General features: G+C 67.9%; 21 protein-coding genes. 2 read left to right on the top strand and 19 right to left on the bottom strand.

Annotation, left to right across the window (positions count from 1 at the left end; translation table 11 throughout):
• Positions 1 to 54: 54 nt before the first annotated feature.
• The 8 genes from A5648_RS20920 to A5648_RS20885 all read right to left on the bottom strand — a co-directional run bounded on the left by A5648_RS20920 (position 55) and on the right by A5648_RS20885 (position 9,410).
• Positions 55 to 1,128 carry a PDR/VanB family oxidoreductase gene (locus A5648_RS20920; RefSeq protein ID WP_065026397.1) on the bottom strand — a complete coding sequence of 358 codons (1,074 nt, stop codon included), beginning with the start codon at positions 1,126 to 1,128 and terminating at the stop codon, positions 55 to 57.
• A gap of 1 nt (position 1,129) precedes the next feature.
• Positions 1,130 to 2,059, bottom strand: a complete 930-nt coding sequence (locus tag A5648_RS20915; protein ID WP_065026396.1) for an alpha/beta fold hydrolase — start codon at positions 2,057 to 2,059, stop codon at positions 1,130 to 1,132.
• 20 nt (positions 2,060 to 2,079) lie between these two features.
• Positions 2,080 to 2,988 (bottom strand): metal-dependent hydrolase, encoded by a 909-nt coding sequence (locus tag A5648_RS20910; protein ID WP_065026395.1) that lies wholly within the window; start codon positions 2,986 to 2,988, stop codon positions 2,080 to 2,082.
• 145 nt (positions 2,989 to 3,133) lie between these two features.
• Positions 3,134 to 4,159 (bottom strand): nitronate monooxygenase, encoded by a 1,026-nt coding sequence (locus A5648_RS20905; RefSeq protein ID WP_065026394.1) that lies wholly within the window; start codon positions 4,157 to 4,159, stop codon positions 3,134 to 3,136.
• Between the two features lie 15 nt (positions 4,160 to 4,174).
• Positions 4,175 to 5,488, bottom strand: coding sequence for a M16 family metallopeptidase (locus A5648_RS20900; RefSeq protein WP_065026393.1), 1,314 nt, complete (start codon positions 5,486 to 5,488; stop codon positions 4,175 to 4,177).
• Positions 5,466 to 7,736: a polyribonucleotide nucleotidyltransferase gene (locus A5648_RS20895; protein WP_065026392.1), complete on the bottom strand. Its 2,271-nt coding sequence runs from the start codon at positions 7,734 to 7,736 to the stop codon at positions 5,466 to 5,468. Before A5648_RS20895 ends, A5648_RS20900 begins: the two co-directional genes overlap by 23 nt.
• A 289-nt stretch (positions 7,737 to 8,025) precedes the next feature.
• Positions 8,026 to 8,295 (bottom strand): 30S ribosomal protein S15, encoded by a 270-nt coding sequence (rpsO, locus tag A5648_RS20890; protein ID WP_065026407.1) that lies wholly within the window; start codon positions 8,293 to 8,295, stop codon positions 8,026 to 8,028.
• A 131-nt stretch (positions 8,296 to 8,426) separates the two neighbouring features.
• Positions 8,427 to 9,410: a bifunctional riboflavin kinase/FAD synthetase gene (locus A5648_RS20885; protein WP_065026391.1), complete on the bottom strand. Its 984-nt coding sequence runs from the start codon at positions 9,408 to 9,410 to the stop codon at positions 8,427 to 8,429.
• Between the two features lie 24 nt (positions 9,411 to 9,434).
• Between A5648_RS20885 and mntR the strand changes: the two genes are divergently transcribed.
• Complete coding sequence (gene mntR, locus A5648_RS20880) at positions 9,435 to 10,124, top strand: manganese-binding transcriptional regulator MntR (RefSeq protein WP_065026390.1); 690 nt, start codon at positions 9,435 to 9,437, stop codon at positions 10,122 to 10,124.
• A 9-nt stretch (positions 10,125 to 10,133) separates the two neighbouring features.
• Here the strand turns inward: mntR and A5648_RS20875 are convergent, their stop codons facing one another.
• Both A5648_RS20875 and A5648_RS20870 read right to left on the bottom strand, forming a co-directional pair.
• A complete protein-coding gene (locus tag A5648_RS20875) occupies positions 10,134 to 11,021 on the bottom strand; it encodes a metal-dependent hydrolase (protein WP_065026389.1) in 888 nt (295 codons plus the stop codon).
• Positions 11,022 to 11,097: 76 nt separating this feature from the next.
• A complete protein-coding gene (locus tag A5648_RS20870) occupies positions 11,098 to 12,171 on the bottom strand; it encodes an AraC family transcriptional regulator (RefSeq protein ID WP_065026388.1) in 1,074 nt (357 codons plus the stop codon).
• A 6-nt stretch (positions 12,172 to 12,177) separates the two neighbouring features.
• Between A5648_RS20870 and A5648_RS20865 the strand changes: the two genes are divergently transcribed.
• A complete protein-coding gene (locus A5648_RS20865) occupies positions 12,178 to 12,609 on the top strand; it encodes a type II toxin-antitoxin system Rv0910 family toxin (RefSeq protein WP_065026387.1) in 432 nt (143 codons plus the stop codon).
• Positions 12,610 to 12,628: 19 nt separating this feature from the next.
• On the opposite strand, the gene A5648_RS20860 is transcribed toward A5648_RS20865, so the two are convergent.
• The 9 genes from A5648_RS20860 to A5648_RS20820 form a co-directional block, all read right to left on the bottom strand.
• Positions 12,629 to 13,873: an acyl-CoA dehydrogenase family protein gene (locus A5648_RS20860; RefSeq protein ID WP_065026386.1), complete on the bottom strand. Its 1,245-nt coding sequence runs from the start codon at positions 13,871 to 13,873 to the stop codon at positions 12,629 to 12,631.
• A gap of 17 nt (positions 13,874 to 13,890) precedes the next feature.
• Complete coding sequence (locus A5648_RS20855) at positions 13,891 to 14,760, bottom strand: SDR family oxidoreductase (RefSeq protein ID WP_065026385.1); 870 nt, start codon at positions 14,758 to 14,760, stop codon at positions 13,891 to 13,893.
• Between the two features lie 9 nt (positions 14,761 to 14,769).
• Positions 14,770 to 15,639 carry a MaoC/PaaZ C-terminal domain-containing protein gene (locus tag A5648_RS20850; protein WP_065026384.1) on the bottom strand — a complete coding sequence of 290 codons (870 nt, stop codon included), beginning with the start codon at positions 15,637 to 15,639 and terminating at the stop codon, positions 14,770 to 14,772.
• Positions 15,640 to 15,650: 11 nt separating this feature from the next.
• Complete coding sequence (locus tag A5648_RS20845) at positions 15,651 to 16,103, bottom strand: type II toxin-antitoxin system Rv0910 family toxin (RefSeq protein WP_065026383.1); 453 nt, start codon at positions 16,101 to 16,103, stop codon at positions 15,651 to 15,653.
• A 15-nt stretch (positions 16,104 to 16,118) separates the two neighbouring features.
• Positions 16,119 to 17,324: a lipid-transfer protein gene (locus tag A5648_RS20840; RefSeq protein WP_065026382.1), complete on the bottom strand. Its 1,206-nt coding sequence runs from the start codon at positions 17,322 to 17,324 to the stop codon at positions 16,119 to 16,121.
• A 115-nt stretch (positions 17,325 to 17,439) separates the two neighbouring features.
• Positions 17,440 to 18,075 (bottom strand): TetR/AcrR family transcriptional regulator, encoded by a 636-nt coding sequence (locus A5648_RS20835; protein WP_065026381.1) that lies wholly within the window; start codon positions 18,073 to 18,075, stop codon positions 17,440 to 17,442.
• A 162-nt stretch (positions 18,076 to 18,237) separates the two neighbouring features.
• Positions 18,238 to 19,128: a tRNA pseudouridine(55) synthase TruB gene (truB, locus tag A5648_RS20830; RefSeq protein WP_109470875.1), complete on the bottom strand. Its 891-nt coding sequence runs from the start codon at positions 19,126 to 19,128 to the stop codon at positions 18,238 to 18,240.
• Positions 19,125 to 19,796 (bottom strand): 4'-phosphopantetheinyl transferase PptT, encoded by a 672-nt coding sequence (pptT, locus tag A5648_RS20825; RefSeq protein ID WP_065026380.1) that lies wholly within the window; start codon positions 19,794 to 19,796, stop codon positions 19,125 to 19,127. Before pptT ends, truB begins: the two co-directional genes overlap by 4 nt.
• Positions 19,793 to 20,758 carry a metallophosphoesterase family protein gene (locus tag A5648_RS20820; RefSeq protein ID WP_065026379.1) on the bottom strand — a complete coding sequence of 322 codons (966 nt, stop codon included), beginning with the start codon at positions 20,756 to 20,758 and terminating at the stop codon, positions 19,793 to 19,795. The genes pptT and A5648_RS20820 overlap by 4 nt, the downstream gene beginning before the upstream one ends.
• Positions 20,759 to 20,764: the final 6 nt, after the last annotated feature.

The raw sequence follows: 20,764 nt of genomic DNA, 5'->3' as shown, positions 1-20,764 counted from the left end.
TAGAGGAACGCGCCGTGATTTGCCGAAACCGCCTGGAAGTTAACGCCAATTCGCTCAGGCGTCGATGACGATCCGGCCGCCGCGGGCCCGGGATACGCAGACCAGCATCTCGTCGCACTCCTCCGCGGTGCGTCCTCGCCGGTCGACATCACCGGAGACCACCTTGACCTTGCAGGTGCCGCAGAACCCCTGCCGACATGAGCAGGCGGTGGTCGGGTCGGCGTCGAGCATCACATCCAGCGCCGAACGGTCCGCCGGGATCAGCAGCAATCGCCGCGAGCGGGCCAGCTCGAGTTCGAAGGGCACGCCGTCGACGACTGGCGGCGGGCTGAACCGCTCGTAGTGCAGCGGCGCATCGGCGTGTTCGTTGCGGGTGGCGCGCACCGCTTCGAGCATCGCGGTCGGCCCGCACACATACACCGCGGTCTGCGGACCGGCATCGGCCAGCAGTTCGTCGGTGCCGGCGAACCGCCCGTGTTCGTCGTCGGCCCATACCGTGACGCGCTCGGAATCCACCGCCAGCACCTCGTCGAGCAGCGGCATGTCGGCCCGGCTGCGGCCGGCATACACGGCGCGCCAATTGATTCGGCGCTGCGCGGCCTCGCGCAGCATCGGCAGCATCGGGGTTACCCCGATCCCGCCGATGACGAATAGCACGTCGCTCTCATCGGTGCCGAGATAGAACGCGTTGCGCGGACCCTCGAACACCAAGGTGTCGCCCACAGCGTAGGACTCGTGCATCTCCACCGACCCGCCGCCACCGTCGTCGAGCCGCCGCACCGCGATGCGGTACTCGGTGCGTCGGCCGGGCACCCCGCACAGCGAGTACTGGCGGCGACGGCCCGACGGCAGCTGCACGTCGATATGACCGCCCGGAGTCCAGGACGGCAGCAGGCCGTGAGGGTCGGCGATCGTCAGCGCCACGACGTCCGGGGTCAGCATCTCCCGCTTGGTGACGACCGCGGCGATGGTCCGCGAGACCGGCGCGACCCGCGACGGCTTCCACCTCGACAGCCCCGAGATGCCGCTGAAGATCGTCACCGATCCCCAGAGCAGGCTGAAGAACCGGTCATGTTTGCGCCGGCCGTAGAGGTCCGGGGGTCGCGAACGCCAGATGTCTTGCGGCATTTCAGCTTTGCCGGATCTCAGGGATGTCGGTGTCGGGAGCGTCTGCGCTGCCGGCCACATGCTGGTCCACCCATTCGCCGGTGAGCCGGGCGATCACCTCGGGGCGGTCGGTCACCACCCAGTGCCCACCGTCGATGTCGAGCACCCGGTTGCGCGGCGGGATCGCACCGGTGAACCGCTGCAGGGCGGGGCTGACGAACAGGTCCAGGCGCGGTGCGAGCACCTGGACGGCCACCTCGGTGGAGGGCAGCGGCACGGATGGCTTCATCATCGGTCGCGGCATGTTCGCCCGGTAGAGGTTGAGGCCGTTGACGTAGTCGTTCTCCGCACGGTGGGTGGCCCGACGCGGGCCGCCGGAGTGGCCGATCCGCTCCAGCGTCTCGATGAGTCTGCCGCCGAATCCGGACCGGAACAGCGCCTCGGGCAACCGCGGGGTCAAAAACAGCCAGATGTAGGTCGACTCCAGCAACTGCCGGACCACATCCGCGAACGCCCGCAGGCTGCGCGGCGACCGCAGGAACCGGCCGGCGTACTCCAGATGGGGCCCCGAAATCGAGGTGTAGGAACCGATTTTGGCTGCCACGGCGGCGTCGGTCACCGCCGCCCAGCCCTGAATGGAACCCCAGTCGTGGGCCAGCAGATGGACCTGTTCGACCCCCAGGTGCTCGATCACCGCACCGATGTCGTCGACCAGCTGAGGCAGCCGGTAGCCCGACCTGTCCGCCGGCGCCGCGGACGCGCCCGCACCGCGCACGTCGTAGGCGACGACGTTGTAGCGGCCCGTCTCGACGAGCTCCTCGGCCACCGCATCCCACACGTGGTGGTTGTCCGGGTAGCCGTGAACGGCCAGGATCGTCGGCCGCCTCGGGTCCAAGTCGGTGTAGGCGTGCACCGCCAGCGTGACGCCGTCGGATGCGGTGAGAGTGCTCATGTGGCCCCTGTTGTCGGTGGTCAGTGCGTGGCGCGGGCGGCGGGCGAAATGGCCAGATAGTTGACCGCTTTCTCGACCCCGCCGAGTTGGGCCGGGTGAAAGCCCGGCCGGTAGTAGGAGGCGATGGCGGGCATGAATTCGAACGGAGCGGGAACCAGTCCACGCCGCGAGACCGTGAACCAGTCCCGCCAGCGCGGCTTGGTTCCGGCCGGCAATTGCGGGTCCGCCTTGTACATGAACCGCAGGCCGCGCACCCATAGCCACAGCATCATCGGCGTGACGATCAACTGGGTGCGCACCTGCCGGAAGTATCCGGCCCGCAGGTGCTTCATCACGTCGAAGGCGACGGCCTTGTGCTCGACCTCTTCGGCGCCGTGCCAGCGCAGCATGTCCAGCATCGCCGGATGGGCGCCGACCGCATCCAGCGCGGGGCTGTCGAGGACCCACTCCCCCAGGATCGCCGTGTAGTGCTCGACGGCGGCGACCAGCGCCACCCGTTCCAGCAGCCAGCGCTGCTGGCGGCGCTGGCTCCAGTGCGGTCGGTCGCCGAGCAGGCGAGCGAACAGCCACTTGATCTGGGCGGTGAACGGTGACATGTCGATGCCGCGGGCGGCCAGCGCCTCGACGACGCCGGTGTGCGCCTGCGCGTGGGTGGCCTCCTGCCCGATGAACCCCTGGACGTCGAGGCGCAGTTGGTCGTCTTTGATCAAGGGCAGCGCCTGCTTGAACACCTCGACGAAGAACTCCTCGCCGGCGGGCAGCAATAGGTGCAGCACGTTGCAGAAATGGGTGGCGAAGGGTTCCCCGGGCAGGTAGTGCACCGGCAGGTCCGACCAGTCGAATCCGACGTCACGGGCCTGTAGGACGATCCGCTCGTGGTCCAGTGAGCCGTCATGCGGGCCCGCGGCGCTGTCGTCGACCTTGAGCATGTCAACCCCCATCACGTTTACAAAGAAGCATACTTTGTCTTTGCCTTGGACAGATGATCAGCCAGGGTACAACGATACCACCGGTACTGCCTACATTGAACGCGCCGGAGGGATGGATGGACCAGAGCAACCGGGCCCGACCGGATCAGCCCGGCGCCAATGCCGCCACGATGTCGGCGGCCGGCGCCCCGCGGACCGTCCGGTAGGCGGTCCCAGCCCACAGGCTGGTCCCGTGCGGGTCATCCATCGCCACCGCCGCTGCCCGGATCGGTTTGGTCATGTGGTTGATCTCCGGGTACCCCACCGGCGCCACGTTGTCGAAGGTCCGGGTGAAGTCGTTCTCCAGTCCGCGCGCGTAGCGGCCCGAGAACGCACACGTCACCGTGGTGTTGATGAACTCCGGGTTGGTCAGCGCCGCACGGTGCGTCGGGTTGGTACCCGCCTCGTCCGCCAGCAACAGTGCGGTACCGACCTGGGCGGCCACCGCACCCCGTCCCAGCACCCCGGCCACATCGCCCGCGGTGCCCAGACCACCGGCCGCCACCAGCGGGACGTCACCGTGGGCGTGGCCGATCTCGGCCAGCAGATCCTCGAGCGGCTCGCTGCCCGGCCGCACGTCGGGCGCGAAGCTGCCACGGTGCCCGCCGGCGCCAGGGCCCTGCACCACCAACGCGTCGGCGCCGTGCGCCACCGCGATACCGGCCTCGTACGCCGAGGTCACCGTGACCAGAGTCATGATGCGCAGCGCCCGCAGCCTCGCCAGGTCCTCCGGCGCCGGGGTCCCGAACGTGAACGACACCACCGTGGGCCGTAGGTCGGCGATCACGTCGAGCTTCTCCGGCCAGCAGTCGTCGTCGCCGAAGCGGGGCCGGCCCAGTTCGACGCCGTAATGCTCGGCCAGTGGTTCGAGCAGATCGGCATACTCGTCGAGCAGCACCATATCGGCATCACTGGGTTGCGGCACAAACAGATTGGCCCCGATCGGGCCGGCCGTGGCGCTGCGTGCCGCGGTGATGTCGTCGGCCAACTGTTGTGGGGTGCGGTAACCGCCGGCGACGAAACCCAGCCCGCCCGCCTGCGACACGGCGGCCGCCAGCGCCGGTGTGCTGGGACCGCCGGCCATCGGCGCACCGAGCAGTGGGACCGCGAGTTCGGAGAAGCTGAAAGCCATCCCCCTAGCCTGCCATCAACCGGCCAGTGCCCGCAGCCGGCGGGGGAGCGCCCCCTTCGATCGGTAGGGACCGAGCACCGCCACCCCGTAGGGCCCGCCCAACAGTCGGTGCGCCACCGCGTTGACCTCGTCGAGGGTGACCGCGGACAGCTCCCGCAGGGTACGGGAGATGGGGCGGTGCCGTCCGTAGTTCAGTTCGGTACGGCCGAGCCGGTTCATCCGCGAACCCGAATCCTCCAGTCCCAGAACCAGTCCGCCGCGCAAGGATCCCTTGGCGATCCGGCACTCCTCGGCGGTGATGCCGTCGCGCGCGACCGAGTCGAGCACCTCGGTGGTCACCGCCGCCACCTCGGCGAACCGCTCCGGCTGGCAGGCGGTGTAGACCGACAGTGCACCCGCGTCGGCGAAGGTGTCCACCGACGAGTAGATCGAGTACGCCAGCCCGCGCGATTCCCGAACCTGTTGGAACAACCGCGAACTCAACCCCCCGCCGAGGGCGGTGTTGAGCACTGCCAGCGCCTGACGGTGCGGCCAGTGCCGCCCGGGGGCGCGCACCCCCAGCGACATGTGGGTCTGGTCGGCGTCCCGGTTAACCAACGTCAGCCCCGGAGAACCCGGGATCCGGGCGGTCCCCCGCCGCGGGGTAGCGGGCCGCTGACCGCGAACCAGCCGATGCCCGAAGTGTTCTCGGACCAGCGCCACCACGGTGTCGTGATCGACGTTGCCGGCCACCGCCACCACCATGCGCTCCGGGGTGTAGCGACGCTGGTGAAACGAGCGCAGCTGGGCGCGGGTCATCGCCGACACCGATTCGACATTGCCGATCACCGGCCGTCCGATCGGATGGTCGCCGAACAGCGTCGACAAGAACACGTCGCCCAGCGCGTCCTCGGGATCGTCGTCGCGCATCGCGAGTTCTTCGAGGACCACGTCGCGCTCGAGATCGACGTCGGCGGCCGCGCAGGACCCGTTGAGCACCACGTCGCTCACCAGCGCGACGGCCAGCTCCAGATCGGTGTCGAGCACGTGGGCGTAGTAGCAGGTGTGCTCTTTGCCGGTGAAGGCGTTGAGCTCACCGCCGACGGCGTCCATGGCCTGGGCGATGCCGGCCGCCGTGCGGGTCGGGGTGGCCTTGAACAGCAGGTGCTCCAGGAAGTGCGCCGCCCCGGCCACCGTGGCGCCCTCGTCACGTGATCCGACGCCGACCCAGACGCCCACCGACGCCGAACGGACCGCAGGGAGGTACTCGGTGACCACCCGCAGCCCGCCCGGCAGCGTGGTACGTCGCAGTGCGGCCTGCGCGATGTCAGCTCTCAGTGGGAGCGGCATCGGCAGGCTCGGTGGACCCCGCTTCTTGGGCCGACTCGGCGGCGTCCTCCACCGGCACCAGCGAGATCTTGCCGCGGTTGTCGATGTCGGCGATCTCCACCCGCAGCTTGTCGCCGACCTTGACGACGTCCTCGACCTTGGCGACGCGCTTGCCCTTGCCCAGCTTGGAGATGTGCACCAGCCCGTCGCGGCCCGGCAGCAGCGAGATGAACGCGCCGAAGTCGGTGGTCTTGACGACGGTGCCCAGGAACCGCTCACCGATCTTGGGCAGCTGCGGGTTGGCGATCGCATTGATCTTGTCGATCGCGGCCTGCGCCGACGGGCCGTCGGTGGCTCCGACGAACACGGTGCCGTCGTCCTCGATGGAGATCTGGGCGCCGGTCTCCTCGGTGATCGAGTTGATCATCTTGCCCTTGGGCCCGATCACCTCGCCGATCTTGTCCACCGGAACCTTGATGGTGGTGACCCGCGGTGCGTACGGGCTCATCTCGTCGGGGGCGTCGATGGCCTCGGCCATCACCTCGAGGATGGTCATGCGCGCGTCCTTGGCCTGCGCCAGCGCGCCCGCGAGCACCTGGGACGGGATGCCGTCGAGCTTGGTGTCCAGCTGCAGCGCGGTGACGAAGTCCTTGGTGCCGGCGACCTTGAAGTCCATGTCGCCGAACGCATCCTCGGCGCCCAGGATGTCGGTGAGCGCAACGAACCGGCGCTCGGTCTTGCCGTCGATCTCGACGTCGTCGGAGACCAGGCCCATCGCGATGCCGGCGACCGGAGCCTTCAGCGGCACCCCGGCGTTGAGCAGTGCCAGCGTGGAGGCGCAGACCGAGCCCATCGAGGTGGATCCGTTGGAGCTCAGGGCTTCCGAGACCTGCCGGATGGCGTAGGGGAACTCCTCGATGCTGGGCAGCACCGGAACCAGGGCCCGCTCGGCCAATGCGCCGTGGCCGATTTCGCGGCGCTTGGGCGAACCGACGCGGCCGGTCTCACCGGTCGAGTACGGCGGGAAGTTGTAGTGGTGCATGTAGCGCTTGGACGTCTCCGGTCCCAGCGAGTCGATCTGCTGGGCCATCTTCATCATGTCCAGCGTGGTCACACCCATGATCTGGGTCTCGCCGCGCTCAAACAGCGCGCTGCCGTGCGCCCGGGGCACCACCGCGACCTCCGCGCTCAATGCCCGGATGTCGGTGATGCCGCGGCCGTCGATGCGGAAGTGGTCGGTCAGGATGCGCTGGCGCACCAGCTTTTTGGTCAGGCTGCGGTAGGCCGCGCTGATCTCCTTCTCGCGGCCCTCGTAGGTCTCGGCGAGCCGCGCGACCACCTCGGCCTTGATCTCCTCGGTGCGGTCGTCGCGCTCGGCCTTACCGGCGATGGTCAGCGCCTTGGCCAGCTCCTCGGTGGCCACCGAGGCCACCGAGTAGTACACGTCCTCGCCGTAGGAGGGGAACAGCGGGTAGTCGGCGGTCGGGCGGGCGGCGGCGTCGGCCAGCTCCTGCTGGGCCTTGCACAGCGCCGCGATGAACGGCTTGGCCGCTTCCAGGCCTTCGGCGACCACCGTCTCGGTCGGCGCCTGGGCACCGGCTTCGATGAGCTCGATGACGTTCTCGGTGGCCTCGGCCTCGACCATCATGATCGCGACGTCTGTGCCCCCGTCCGCGGACTCAATTGCACGTCCGGCCAGCACCATGTCGAACGCCGCGCGCTCGAGCTGCTCGACGGTGGGGAATGCCACCCAGCTGCCGTCGATGAGCGCCACCCGGGCCGCGCCGACCGGGCCGGAGAACGGCAGGCCGGCGAGCTGAGTGGAGGCGGATGCGGCGTTGATCGCCACCACGTCGTACAGGTCGTTCGGGTTCAGGCTCAACACCGTCACGACGACCTGGATCTCGTTGCGCAGGCCGTCCACGAATGACGGGCGCAGCGGGCGGTCGGTGAGCCGGCAGGTCAGGATCGCGTCGGTGGACGGCCGGCCCTCGCGGCGGAAGAACGAGCCGGGGATGCGCCCGGCGGCATACATCCGCTCCTCGACGTCGACGGTGAGCGGGAAGAAGTCGAAGTGCTCCTTGGGAGCCTTGCTGGCGGTGGTCGCCGACAGCAGCATGGTTTCGTCGTCGAGGTAGGCGACGACACTGCCGGCCGCCTGCTGGGCCAACCGGCCGGTCTCGAAGCGGATGGTGCGGGTGCCGAAGCTCCCGTTGTCGATGGTGGCGGTGGACTCGAAAACGCCTTCTTCAATTTCAATTGCAGACATGGACGCCCGTACGGCCTTCCTGGTTCGTTCAGCTGTTTCGCAACGCCAGACGTGGACCAGTGCGGACCTGGATGCGGCTACGGTCGTCGATCGAAGCGGCCGGATCTCTAGTACTCCTCGACCCGGCTGCCACTACCGAAGACCGCCCGACTCAGGTCTGGGCTGATCGCCCCGAACGTGTCCCGTCGTGACGTGCCGGAGTGACGCACGCGGACTGCGTGGGCCACACCGATCTCCGGGCGGGGCCCGGAACGGTCTCACTCTACACGGCGGCGGTTGCCGCCGGTTGTCAGCGACGCAGGCCCAGGCGCTCGATGAGCGAGCGGTAACGCGCCACATCGACCTGGGCGAGGTACTTGAGCAGACGACGCCGCCGGCCGACCAGCAGCAGCAGGCCGCGCCGGGAGTGGTGGTCGTGCTTGTGGGTCTTGAGGTGCTCGGTGAGGTCGACGATCCGCTTGGTGAGCAGCGCGACCTGCGCCTCCGGAGAACCGGTGTCGGTCTCGTGCAGACCGTAGTTGCCCAGGATCTCTTTTTTCTGCTCGACTGTCAGCGCCACGAAAACATCTCCATCAATCGGTCCCGCGAATGTCATTACGGCGGCCACCGCGGACTGCAGCACACCGAGCGGGGAGTCTAGCAGCGCCGGGGCGGCCCAGACCAATCCCGGCCCGATCCAGGCCCGATCAGTCAGTCTTCGGCCAGCAGAGCGCGGGTCTTCTCCACGTCGGTGTTCATCACCGCCACCAGATCCGCCACCGAGTCGAACTTCTCCTGGCCCCGGATCCGGCTGACGAAATCGACGGCGACCCGCTGGCCGTACAGGTCGGCGGTTTGGTCCAGTACGAACGCCTCGACGGTGCGGGCCCGCCCGGAGAAGGTCGGGTTGGTGCCGACCGACACCGCCGCCCGGCAGCGCTGACCGGCGATGACGGTGCCGGGCACCGGGCCGTGCCCCAGCACGGTGAACCACGCCGCATACACGCCGTCGGCCGGAATGGCCGCATACGCCGACGGCGCCACGTTGGCGGTCGGGAAGCCCAGGTCCTTCCCGCGGCCATCCCCACGCACCACCAGTCCCTCGACCCGGTGCGGCCGGCCCAGGGCCTCGGCCGCGGCGACGACGTCGCCGGCGTCCACGCAGGACCGGATGTAGGTCGAAGAGAAGGTGACCGACTGGGCCGGGTCGGTGTCGGCGCGCTCGGCCACCAGCGACACCGACTGCACCCCGAAACCGAACTGCTCACCGGCGCGGCGCAACGTCTCGACGTTGCCCGCCGCCTTGCGGCCGAAGGTGAAGTTCTCCCCCACCACCACGTCCACCACGTGCAGGTGCTCGACCAGAAGTTCGTGGATGTAGCGGTCCGGGGGGAGCTTCATGAAGTCGGAGGTGAACGGGATCACCAGGAACACATCCACGCCGGCTTCTTCGACGAGCTCGGCACGGCGCGCCAACGTGGTGAGCTGCGCGGGATGGTTGCCCGGATAGACCACTTCCATCGGGTGCGGGTCGAAGGTCATCAGCACCGTCGGCACACCACGGGCCTTACCGGCCTTGACCGCATGGGCGATCAGTTCGGCATGGCCGCGGTGCACACCGTCGAACACGCCGATGGTGAGCACGCACCTGCCCCAGTCTGTGGGGATCTCGTCCTGCCCCCGCCACCGCTGCACATCAGCAAGCCTAAACTGTGTGCCGTGAGCCCTTGGGAGCAGTCGGACGGGCTGACTAGCGTCGCCCAGGACTACCTGAAGGTCATCTGGACCGCGCAGGAATGGTCACCCGACAAGGTCAGCACCAAGATGCTGGCGGAGAAGATCGGTGTATCGGCCAGCACCGCATCGGAATCGATCCGCAAACTCGCCGAAGCCGGCCTGGTGGACCACGAGAAGTACGGCGCGGTCACCCTCACCGAGGAGGGACGCCGCGCGGCGCTGGCCATGGTGCGCCGGCACCGGTTGATCGAGACGTTTCTGGTGCGCGAACTGGGCTACAGCTGGGATGAGGTGCACGACGAGGCCGAGGTGCTCGAGCACGCGGTCTCCGATGCGCTGGTGGACCGCATCGACGCCAAACTGGGATTTCCGCAGCGCGACCCGCACGGCGACCCGATCCCGGCGGCCGACGGGCAGGTGCCCACCCCACCGGCCCGGCAGTTGTGGGAGTGCGCCGACGGCGACTCCGGCACGGTGGCCCGGATCTCCGATGCCGACCCGGAGATGCTGCGCTACTTCGACGGGGTGGGCATCAGCCTCGATGCCCGCGTGCAGGTGCTGACCCGCCGCGAGTTCGCCGGGATCATCTCGGTGGCCTTGGAGTCGCCCGCCGGCGAGCAGGCGACCATAGACCTGGGAAGCCCTGCGGCACAGGCGATCTGGGTGGTGTGATCGGCCGGATCACCTCAGGTGGCCGACGAGCTGTCCTTGCTCTCCGAAAAGCTTGTGACGCCATGCGGCTTCCAGCTCCGTGGTGTCGATCTGGGACGGGTGGAATCCGGGCTTTTTGAACGGGCTCATCGCGGAGTAGAAGCCCGTCCACATCGGCGTGCAAAGCATCTGCACGGTCTCCCGCAGGATCCGGATCGGGTGCCGGCGACCCTCCCGGTCGGTGGTGGCGATCGAGAGCCAGGCGAACAGCACCAGGATCGGGATGCCACAGTTCTGCGCGAAGCGCATCCAGCGGATGCGCGTCGATTCCGGCACGCCGACAGCCCGATACACGTCGAAGGCGACCGACTTGTGTTCCAGTTCTTCCAACGCATGCCAGTTGAGCAGGTTGCGAATCTCGGGGTCGTACATCATCGCCTGAATCTCGGGGCTTTTGAGGATGTTCTCCGCCCACACCGCGGTGAAGTGTTCGGCGGCCACGGTGAAGCCGAGGAAGAAGTGCCGGAGCCGGGGCAGCCGGTCCGGGCTCGGATACTGCTTGTCGAGGAACTTCTCCATCCGCTCGGTGCTCTCCAGCAGGTATTCGAACCACGCGGTGGGATATCCCATCGCGGTGAGTTGCTCGTTGAGCTCGCGGTGTCCGCGCCCGTGAGTTTTCTCCTGCCCGATGAATCCGGCCACCCGCTTGCGCAGGTCCGGGTCGGCGATCTGGTCTTGGTAGCGGCGTACCGACCGCACGAAGATCTCTTCGCCCGGCGGGAAGATCGCCGACAGTATCGCGATCAGGTGGCTGAACACCATGTTGTCGTCGGCGAAGTACTTGTCGGTGTCGGCCGCGCCGAACCCGAAGTTCATCCGGCGCACCGCCGGGTAGGCCACGTCGTGAGATGCAGTCATGGTCTCACTCTGACCGGGCGGGCCGATCGATGTAATGCGCGAACCGGACAGCTATTTGACCGATTCGGACACCGCGTCAGGGTCTGCGGCGGTGCCGGCTCGGCGGCGTGCCGGTCCACCGGCCGAAGGCCCGGGTGAATGCGGCGGTCTCGGAGTAGCCGAGCTGGCGGGCGGTCTCCTCGACGGTGAGCCCGGATTCGAGCAGGGCCGCCGCCAGCGTCACCCGGACCTCGTCGACCAGGGCACGGTAGCTGGTGTGCTCGGCGGCCAGCCGGCGATGCAGGGTGCGTTCGGTGATGCAGAGCTCGGCGGCGATGTCGGCCATCGACGGCAGCCGGCCCGGGTCGCGGACCAGGCGGGTACGCACCAGCGCGGCCATCCCGCGCCGCTGGCGCCGCGCCGTCAACAGCTCTTCGCACTGCTGCACGCAGACCTGCGCGGTCACGGCATCGGCGGCCGGCATCGCCTGCGCCAGCACCTCGTTGGGGATCGTGATGGCGCTGCGGGATGACGACGTGTCGACCTCGATAGCCAGCCCGGCGAAGTCGAGACGGCCCTGGGGCACCTCGATCCCGGGCACCTCGACCCGGATCGGCACGGCCGATTCCAGTTGGCCGATCAGCAACGGCGCCAGGTTGATCAGCGCGTAGAGGTCGCGTTCGAGCATGAACTGCCGCACGTCAGCGGGCACCTGGCTGTCGTCGAACTCGATGACGGTGCCGGTGTCGGTGTCGCAGCGGGTGATCCGAAGGAAACTCGATGACAGCGTCGCGAAGCGGCAGGCGACGTTGACCGCGTCGCCCCAGGTCGGGCTGGCCAGCAGCGCGTAGCCGAGGATGCCCATGTTGGCGAAGTTGTACCGGACACCCACGTCGCGGGCGAACTCCCGCGGGTCGGCAAGGCGGGCAAGGATATTGCGCAGGATCGCCAGTTCCTGGCCGGCCTGAACCTCGGTGTCGCTGTCGTCGATGTCGGCCGCCGCCACACCGGTGCCGGCCAGGCAGTCGGTCACGGCCACCCCGTGCAGGCCTGCCGCTTCGATCAGATGCCTGCTGGTCGCCACCGGTCGCGGGACATCCCAGTGCGCCCCCTGGGCGGGAGCTTCGGCGGCCACCACGGCGTCCGAAGGTATCAAGTCGGCGTCTAGCATCGGTGGATGGCCAAACTCGAACTGTCCCGCGAGCTGTCACTGCCGCCCGAGCAAGCCTGGGCCCACGCGTCCAACCTCAGTGAACTCGGCGACTGGCTGTCGATGCACCAGGGCTGGCGCTGCGAGTTGCCCGACGAACTCGCCGTCGGAACGACGCTGGTCGGGGTCGCCGGGGCCAAGGGCATGCGCAACCGGGTCACCTGGACGGTCCGCAAGTTCGATCCGCCGGCGCTGCTGGAACTCACCGGTGACGGGGTGGGCGGCACCAAATACGGTCTGTCACTGGCGATCTCCCCGGCCGGCGCGGGCTCGCGTTTCACGCTGCGGCTGGACATGGGCGGCCGTCCGCTGTTCGGCCCGATCGGGGCGGCTGCCGCTCGCGCCGTCAAGGGCGACATCGAGAGTTCGATCAAGCGATTCGAAACGTTGTACACCTGAGCCCCCGGATCACGCCGGATCAGCCGCTCAGCAGGCCCTTGGCGATGTGGGTGACCTGGACCTCGTTGCTTCCGGCGTAGATCATCAGCGACTTGGCGTCGCGGGCCAATTGCTCGACCCGGTATTCGGCCATGTAGCCGTTGCCGCCGAACAGTTGCACCGCGTCCATCGCCACCTCGGTGGCCGCCTCCGAGGAGTACAGCTTCATCGCCGACGCCTCGGCCAGCGACGGGATCTTGCCGGCCCGCACTTTCTCCAACGTCGAAAACACCATGTTCTGCACGTTGATCCGGGCCACCTCCATTTTGGCGAGCTTGAGCTGGATCAACTGGAACGCACCGATGTTCTGTCCCCACAGCGTGCGGTTCTTGGCGTAATCGACGCACAGCCGGTGACATTCGTCGATGATGCCCAGCGACATCAGCGCCACGCCCGCGCGTTCGGCGACGAAATTGGCCCGGGCGCTTTCCCGCCCGTCGCCACCGGTGTGCTGCTCGGTCTCCCCGAGCAACCGGTCGCCGGTGATGCGCACGTTGTCGAAGAACAACTCACCGGTCGGTGAGGACATCATGCCCATCTTCTTGAACGGCTTGCCCTGGGTCAGTCCCGGCATCCCGGCGTCGAGCACGAAGGTCAGCACCGGACGATCCCGTCGATCGGCACCCGAGCCGTCGTCCAGCTTGGCGTAGACGATCAGCACATCGGCATAGGGCCCGTTGGTGATGAACGTCTTCTGCCCGTTGAGGATGTAGTCGGTTCCATCGCGTTTGACGTACGTCTTCATCCCGCCGAAGGCATCCGAGCCGGCGTCCGGCTCGGTGATGGCCCAGCATGCGATCTTGTCCAGCGTCATCAGGTCGGGCAGCCAGCGCTCCTTCTGCGCCAGGGTGCCGCGGCTGGCGATGGTGGCCGCCCCCAATCCCAGGCTGACGCCGACGGTGCTCAGCAGCCCGATGCTGACCCCGGACAGCTCCGCGACCATCACCGCCGCCATGGATAGCTGGCCGCCCAAATCGCCCAGGCCGCCGGATGACTCGCGGTCGGCCGCCGGTGCGTCTGTTGCGGCGCGCTGCTTTTCCAGCATGTTCTTGACCGTTTCGCCGGCCAGCACGTCCAGGCCGAACTCGCTGAACAATTTGCGGGCGATCGGATACGGTGACAGCTCACCGCTTTCCAGCGCATCCAGGTGCGGGCGGATCTCTTTGTCGATGAACCCCCGCACCGTGTCGCGCATGATCAGGTCGGTGTCGGACCACTCGAACATCGGTGTTCTCCCAAGGATCAGTGCGGCAGCCGTGCCGCGATGTCGTCGATCTGCCAGATGCCGTCGGTCTCGATGGTCTCGACGTCGTGCCAGCCGGCCAGCCGCGAGATGGCGCCGCCCTGCACCGCGTACACCGTGCCGGTGACCGGACACTTGTCGGTGGCCAGATAGGCCACCAATGGGGAGATGTTGGCCGGGCTGAACAAGTCCAGCTCCCCGTCCTCCGGCTCGGCCATCAGCGCACCCATGCCCGGAGTGGCCAGGGTCAGGCGGGTACGCGCGATCGGGGCAATGGCGTTTACCCGCACCCCGTAGCGGTCCAGTTCTTCGGCAGCGATCAGGGTCAGCGCGGCGATGCCCGCCTTGGCCGCGCCGTAGTTCGCCTGACCGGGATTGGGCAGTGTGACTCCGGACCCGGAGGCGGTGTTGATCACGGCGGCGTTGGGCTGGTCACCGGCCTTGGACTGCGCCTTCCAGTACGCCGCGGCGTGATGCAGCATCGCGAAATGCCCCTTGAGGTGCACCGCGATCACCGCATCCCACTGCGACTCCTCCATGCCCGGAATGAACGAGTCCCGCAGAATTCCGGCGTTGTTGACCAGCACATCCAGCCGGCCGAACTCGTCGATCGCCTGCTCGACAACGCCTTTCGCGCACGACCAATCGGCGACGTTGTCGGTGTTGGCCACCGCCCGCCCGCCGGCGGCCACGATCTCCTCGACCACCTGCGCAGCGGTGGTGGTGTCGGCGCCCTCTCCGGCGTTGCTCCCGCCCAGGTCGTTGACCACCACGGCGGCCCCTTCGGCGGCGAACAGCAGGGCGTGTTCGCGCCCGATCCCGCGTCCGGCGCCGGTGATCACCGCGACCCGGCCTTCCAATGCGCCCATCAAAGTCTCCTAGCTGTCGGTGATGACGGCCAAGCCGTCGGTGATCGCCATTTCGTCGGCGCCTACCCGCGCGGTCTCGAACGCGTATGTCGTTGCGCCCTCGGTCGAATCGGCCTTCCAGATCCGGGTCTCCAAGTCGTCGCCGGGCAGCACCATCTTGGAGAACCGCACCGCGAGCCGCCGCAGGCGCGTGACGTCGGAGTCGGCGGCCTCGGTGAGCACCGCCCAGGAGGCGAACGCCATGGTGCACAGCCCGTGGGCGATGATGCCCGGCAAGCCGGCCGACTTGGCGACGTCCTCATCGAGGTGGATCGGCATCGGATCGCCGGATGCCGGGGCGTAGCGGAACGTCTGGTCGGTGTCGACGTGGCCGACGACCTTGCCGATCGGAGCCCGCTGCCGCAGTGCGTCATCGAACTTGTGCCCGGGTCCCAGTTCGCCGATCCGTTTGCCCGCATTGTGTCCGCGGAAGAAACAGGTCACGTATTGCTCGTTGACCAGTTCGCCTTCCTCGGTGCGGCATTCGAGCAGGATCGCCGCGCGGGTGCCCTTCTCCAGTCCTTCGTAGCCGATCATCTTGCCGCGGGAGACCAGCTTGTCTCCCGGTCGGATGGGCCGGTGGAAATGGAAGTCCTGCTCGCCGTGCACCACCCGGGGGATCAGCTCGACCGGTGCCACCTCGACAGCGGGAACCAGCAGCGACTCGAACACCGGCACGATCCCAAACACCGGCGGTGCGAGGTCGCCGCTGCGGTGCGCGGCGATCGGATCGTTGGTCGCTTCGGCGTACTCGACGATCCGCTCCCGGGTGACTTCGAAGCGGTCCTCGTCACTCCACTTGTCCAGCCCGGCATCGTCGAATGCCAGATCGTCAGACATCCCAGGCCGCCTCAGACCGCCGACGCGGCCAGCGCCTCGAGCTGCGCGAGGGTCTTGTCGAGTTGTTTGGCGCCGTCCTTTTCGACCGCCTTGCCCAGCGCACCCTTGATCAGCGCACCCTCGAAATCGCCGGCGACACTGAACTGCGCACCGTCTCCGGACGGTGTCACCGAGAACTCGAACCGGCATTTGACCCCGGCCATCCCGGTGCCGGACAGGGTCAGGCTGCTTCCGGCGCTCCCCTTTTCGGAGACCTTATCGACCGTCCACTCGATCTTGTTGGCCATGCCGAGCATGACGATCTTGGCGGTCAACGTCGCACCCGGTGTCAGCGTGGCGGGCGGCTCGGCGAGCCACTTTTCGTGAATGGTGAACCACTTGTCCCAGCTGGACAGATCGCAGACGGTGTTCCACAGTGCTTCCGGGCCGACCGCCAGTTGTTTGGTGGCCTCGATGTGTCCCATGCTTTCTCCTTCGATTCAGCGCTCGGCGCGCTGGTAGGCGGTGACCACGGCGGCGCCGCCGAGCCCGATGTTGTGCTGTAGAGCGGCGGTGACGCCGTCGACCTGTCGTTTGTCGGCGGTGCCCCGCAGTTGCCAGGTCAGCTCGGAGCACTGCGCCAAGCCGGTGGCACCCAGCGGGTGGCCCTTGGAGATCAGCCCGCCGGAGGGGTTGACCACCCAGCGACCGCCGTAGGTGGTGTCGCCGTTGTCGATCAGCTTGGGGGCTTCGCCTTCGGGGCAGAGGCCCAGCGCCTCGTAGAGCAGCAGCTCGTTGGCCGAGAAGCAGTCGTGCAGCTCGATGACCTGAAAGTCTTGCGGCCCGAGCCCGGACTGGTCGTAGACCCGTTGGGCGGCTTGCACATTCATGTCATAGCCGATCAGGTTCTTGGCGGTGCCGTCGAAGGTGGAGGCGAAGTCGGTGGTCATCGCCTGCCCGACGATCTCGACGGCCTGCCCGGCCAGTCCGTGCTTATCGACGAACGCCTCACTGGCCAGGATCGCCGCCCCCGAGCCGTCCGAGGTCGGCGAGCACTGCAGCTTGGTCAGCGGGTCATAGATCATTCGGGAACCCAGGATGTCGTCGAGGGTGTACTCGTCCTGGAACTGGGCGTAGGGGTTGTTCACCGAATGCTTGTGGTTCTTGTAACCGATCTTGGCGAAATGCTCGGCGGTGCAACCGTATTGCTTGATGTGTTCGCGGCCGGCGGCGCCGAACATCCACGGCGCCACCGGAAACAGCACCTCGGAGATCTCGGCCAGCGCCAGCACATGCTTTTCCATCGGCTGGGCACGGTCGTCGTAGGTGGACTCCAGCGAGCCGGGCTTCATCTTCTCGAAGCCCAGCGCGATGGTGCAGTCGGCCAGCCCGCCCCGGATCGCCTGGGCGGCGAGATAGAGCGCGGTCGAACCGGTCGAACAGTTGTTGTTGACATTGACGACCGGGATCCCGGTCAGGCCCAGCTCGTACAGCGCCCGCTGCCCGGAGGTGGACTCACCGTAGACGTAACCGACGTAGCCCTGCTCCACCTCGCGATAGTCGATCCCGGCATCGGCCAGCGCCTTGGTGCCGGATTCGCGGGCCATGTCCGGGTAGTCCCACGCCGACCCGTCGTCGTTGTGGCGCCGGCCCGGCTTCTCGAACTTCGTCATCCCGACGCCGATCACATACACCTTGTTCGCCATGGTTCTCCTCCGCATCCACCAGGTGGCTAGAAACATACAGACCTGATTGCATCTTTACAAGAGGGTGCAGAGACGCCCGGAACGGCCTGCGCAGCGACTCGCCGGCCCGGTGCGATCAGTCGGCTTGCGGGAAGACGCCGGCGGCGACCTGGCGCAAGTGCACACAGGCCCGCTCCCAGCGCCGCCGGGCACGTTGCGGATCGTCGTCGATGAAGCTTGACACCAGGATGCCCCGCAACGCATCCATCGCGGTGTAGACGACGTTGCGGATCTCCTTCTGGGCGGGATGCCCGGGCATCAACTGGGCGATCGCCGCGATGAGGGTGCCGTTGACGACGGGTTCCACTCGTTCGATGTGCCGGGCCAGCATCCGGTCGGTGCGGGCGGCCACCCAAAGTTCCACGGTCGCAATGAACATCGGCCCCTGATGCGATTCCCAGAGGAAATCCAGGGCTGTCGTGACGGGATCGGGGATCGAGTCGACCTGACCGAGTTCGCGGATGGCGGCTTGGGTGCGCTGCTGCGCCAGGTGTTCCACCGCGGCCACGACAAGGTCTTCTTTCGACCGGAAATGGTGGACCTGGGCGCCTCGGGTGACACCGGCCAGTTCGGCGATGCGCGGTGTGGTGGTGCCGGCGTAGCCGTAGGTCACCAGGCAGTCGATGGTGGCATCGAGCAGCCGGACCCGCATCGCGGCACTGCGCTGCGCTTGGGTGCGCCGCCCGCGCTGCTCGTCGACACCGGTCGCCATCTCGCTCCCCTTCCCGCCATCAGCCGCTCAACGATACCTGCGGCAGCGACGCGAGGCGGAGTTACGTTCATATTGGCAGGTTTGTCTGATGCAGCCGCTTCCCGAGGACGCCCGGGCCCGGGCGCAGCTGGCCCGGTTCCTGCAGCAGGTCGTCGAGACGGTTTAAAGCGTTGCCGGGCGAATGACGACCACCGATCTGGTCCGCCGCCCGGAATCCTCCAGCAGCGCGATCACCCGCCCATCCGGGGCGGTAGCCGCATAGACGCCGTCGAGGCCCGCGGGCGCCAGCGGCCGGCCGTGGCTGGCGTCGAGTGACTCGTCGGCGGTCAGGCCGCGGCGCGGAAAGGTTTGCAGGCAGGCCTCATCCAGGCTGTAGCTCAGCCGCGGGGCGTCTCCCAGCTCCTCCAGGGTGCGGGCTTGATCCAGGCCGAAGCTGCCGGCCCGGGTACGCCGCAGCGCGGTCAAGTGCCCGCCCACCCCCAGCTCGCCGCCGAGATCGCGGGCCAGCGCCCGGATGTAGGTACCCGCCGAACAATCCACCTCGACGTCCAGATCGACGAACTGCCCGGTGCGGCGCACCGCGAGGACTTCGAAGCGATCGATGCGCACCGGGCGGGCCGGCAGTTCGACGGCGCGACCCTCCCGGGCCAGCTGATAGGAGCGCTTGCCGGCGACTTTGATCGCGCTGACCGCCGAGGGCACCTGCAAGATATCCCCACGCAGGTCCGAAACCGCGTCGACGATCTGGGAGTCGGCGAGGTGCGTGGCTGAAACAGTCTGCAGCACTTCGCCGTCGGCATCCTCGGTGGAGGTGGTCTGACCCAGCCGGATGGTGGCGGCATAGGACTTCACCGACGTGGTGAGCAGGCCGAGAATCTTGGTGGCTCGTTCGATGCCGATCACCAGCACGCCGGTGGCCATCGGGTCCAGGGTGCCGGCGTGGCCGACCTTGCGGGTGGAGAAGAATCGGCGGCACCGCGAAACCACGTCGTGGCTGGTGATTCCGGCCGGCTTGTCGACGATCACCAAGCCGGGCTGCACCGGTGTGCTCACAGCACGATCGCCGTCAGCACCAGCCCGTTTGTCACCGACCACCGGCCACGCAGCTCGGTCAGTGGCGGCCCGGCCAGGGCTGCGGGGTCGATCAGGATGCGAGACACGAATGCCCCGGACGCCTCGCCGGTCACAGTGAAACTGATGTGGGCGTCCTCGAAGCCCAGCCACCTCCTGGTCAGCGGAAACCAGGCCTTGTAGGTGGCTTCCTTGGCGCAGAACAGGATCCGGTCCCAGTGCTGACCGTCTGACAGCGCGGCCAGCTCGGCGCGCTCGGCCGGCAGGCTGACCGCGTTCAGCACTCCGTCGGGCAGCACGTCGTGCGGCTCGGCGTCGATGCCTACCGACCGCACGTCAGCGCTGCGACCCACCACCGCGCCGCGGAAACCCGCGCAATGGGTCAGGCTGCCGACTACGCCGTCGGGCCAGGACGGTTCGCCCTTCTCCCCCTTGAGGATCGGCACCGGCGGCTGGCCCAGCTCCTCGAGCGCAAGCCGAGCGCAGTAGCGCGCTGTGACGAACTCGTTGCGGCGCTTGGCGACCGAACGCGCCACCAGCGGCTCTTCCTCGGGCAGCGGGGCCAATCCGGGTGGGTCGTCGTAGCGTTCGGCCCACGCCAGCGAATGCCCCGGCACCGGATCCAGCACCGTGTCCAGCAGCTTGCTCATCGGGACTGCCGCTGCCGCAGGCGTTCCCGGAACTGTGCGCTGGCCGCACGCATCTCGTCGGTGATGGCGAAGTGGCCACCGAACTCGTTGAGATAGCCGGGCGGGTACTGCGGGTCGGGCAGTACCTGCCGCAGCCAGCGGTGCGGCGGGCGTCGCTTCCACTCCCGTGGGTAGCCCACCGAAACCTCTTCGAAGCGCACCCCGTCATAGAAGGTGGTGCGCGGGATGTGCAGATGGCCGTAGACCGAGCAGGTGGCGTTGTAGCGGGTGTGCCAGTCGGCGGTCTCGGTGGTGCCGCACCACAGCGAGAACTCCGGGTAGAACAGCGCGTCGCAGGGCTCGCGCACCATCGGGAAGTGGTTGACCAATACGGTCGGCGTCATCCAGTCCAGGTCTTCGAGCCGCTTGCGGGTGACGGCCACCCGGTCACGGCACCACGCGTCGCGGGTGCCGTACGGCTCGGGCGACAACAAGAACTCGTCGGTGCACACCACGTTGTTCTCCCGGGCGAGGGCCAGACCCGCGGCCTTGCTGGTCGCCCCGGCGGGCAGGAACGTGTAGTCGTACAGCAGGAACATCGGCACGATGGTGGCCGGGCCGCCCTCCTCGGTCCAGACCGGGAAGGGGTGCTCCGGGGTGATGACGCCCATCTGGTCGCACATGTCGACCAGGTAGTCATAGCGCGAGCGCCCGAAGATCTGCATCGGGTCCTTGGTCGTGGTCCACAGCTCGTGGTTGCCGGGCACCCAGATCACCTTGGCGAAGCGCTTGCGCAACAGGTCCAGCGACCACCGGATCTCATCGGTGCGCTCGGCGACATCACCCGCGACGATCAGCCAGTCGTCACCGGTGGCCGGATGCAGCGACTCGGTAACCGGCTTGTTGCCCATGTGGCCGGTATGGAGATCGGAGATCGCCCACAGGGTCGGGCCGTGCGAGGCCGTCGGCTCACGGGTGGTCACGGGGTT

The organism is Mycolicibacter sinensis, from assembly GCF_001673565.1.
GTDB classification, from domain to species: domain Bacteria; phylum Actinomycetota; class Actinomycetes; order Mycobacteriales; family Mycobacteriaceae; genus Mycobacterium; species Mycobacterium sinense_C.
This window is presented reverse-complemented; position numbering and strand designations above follow the sequence as displayed.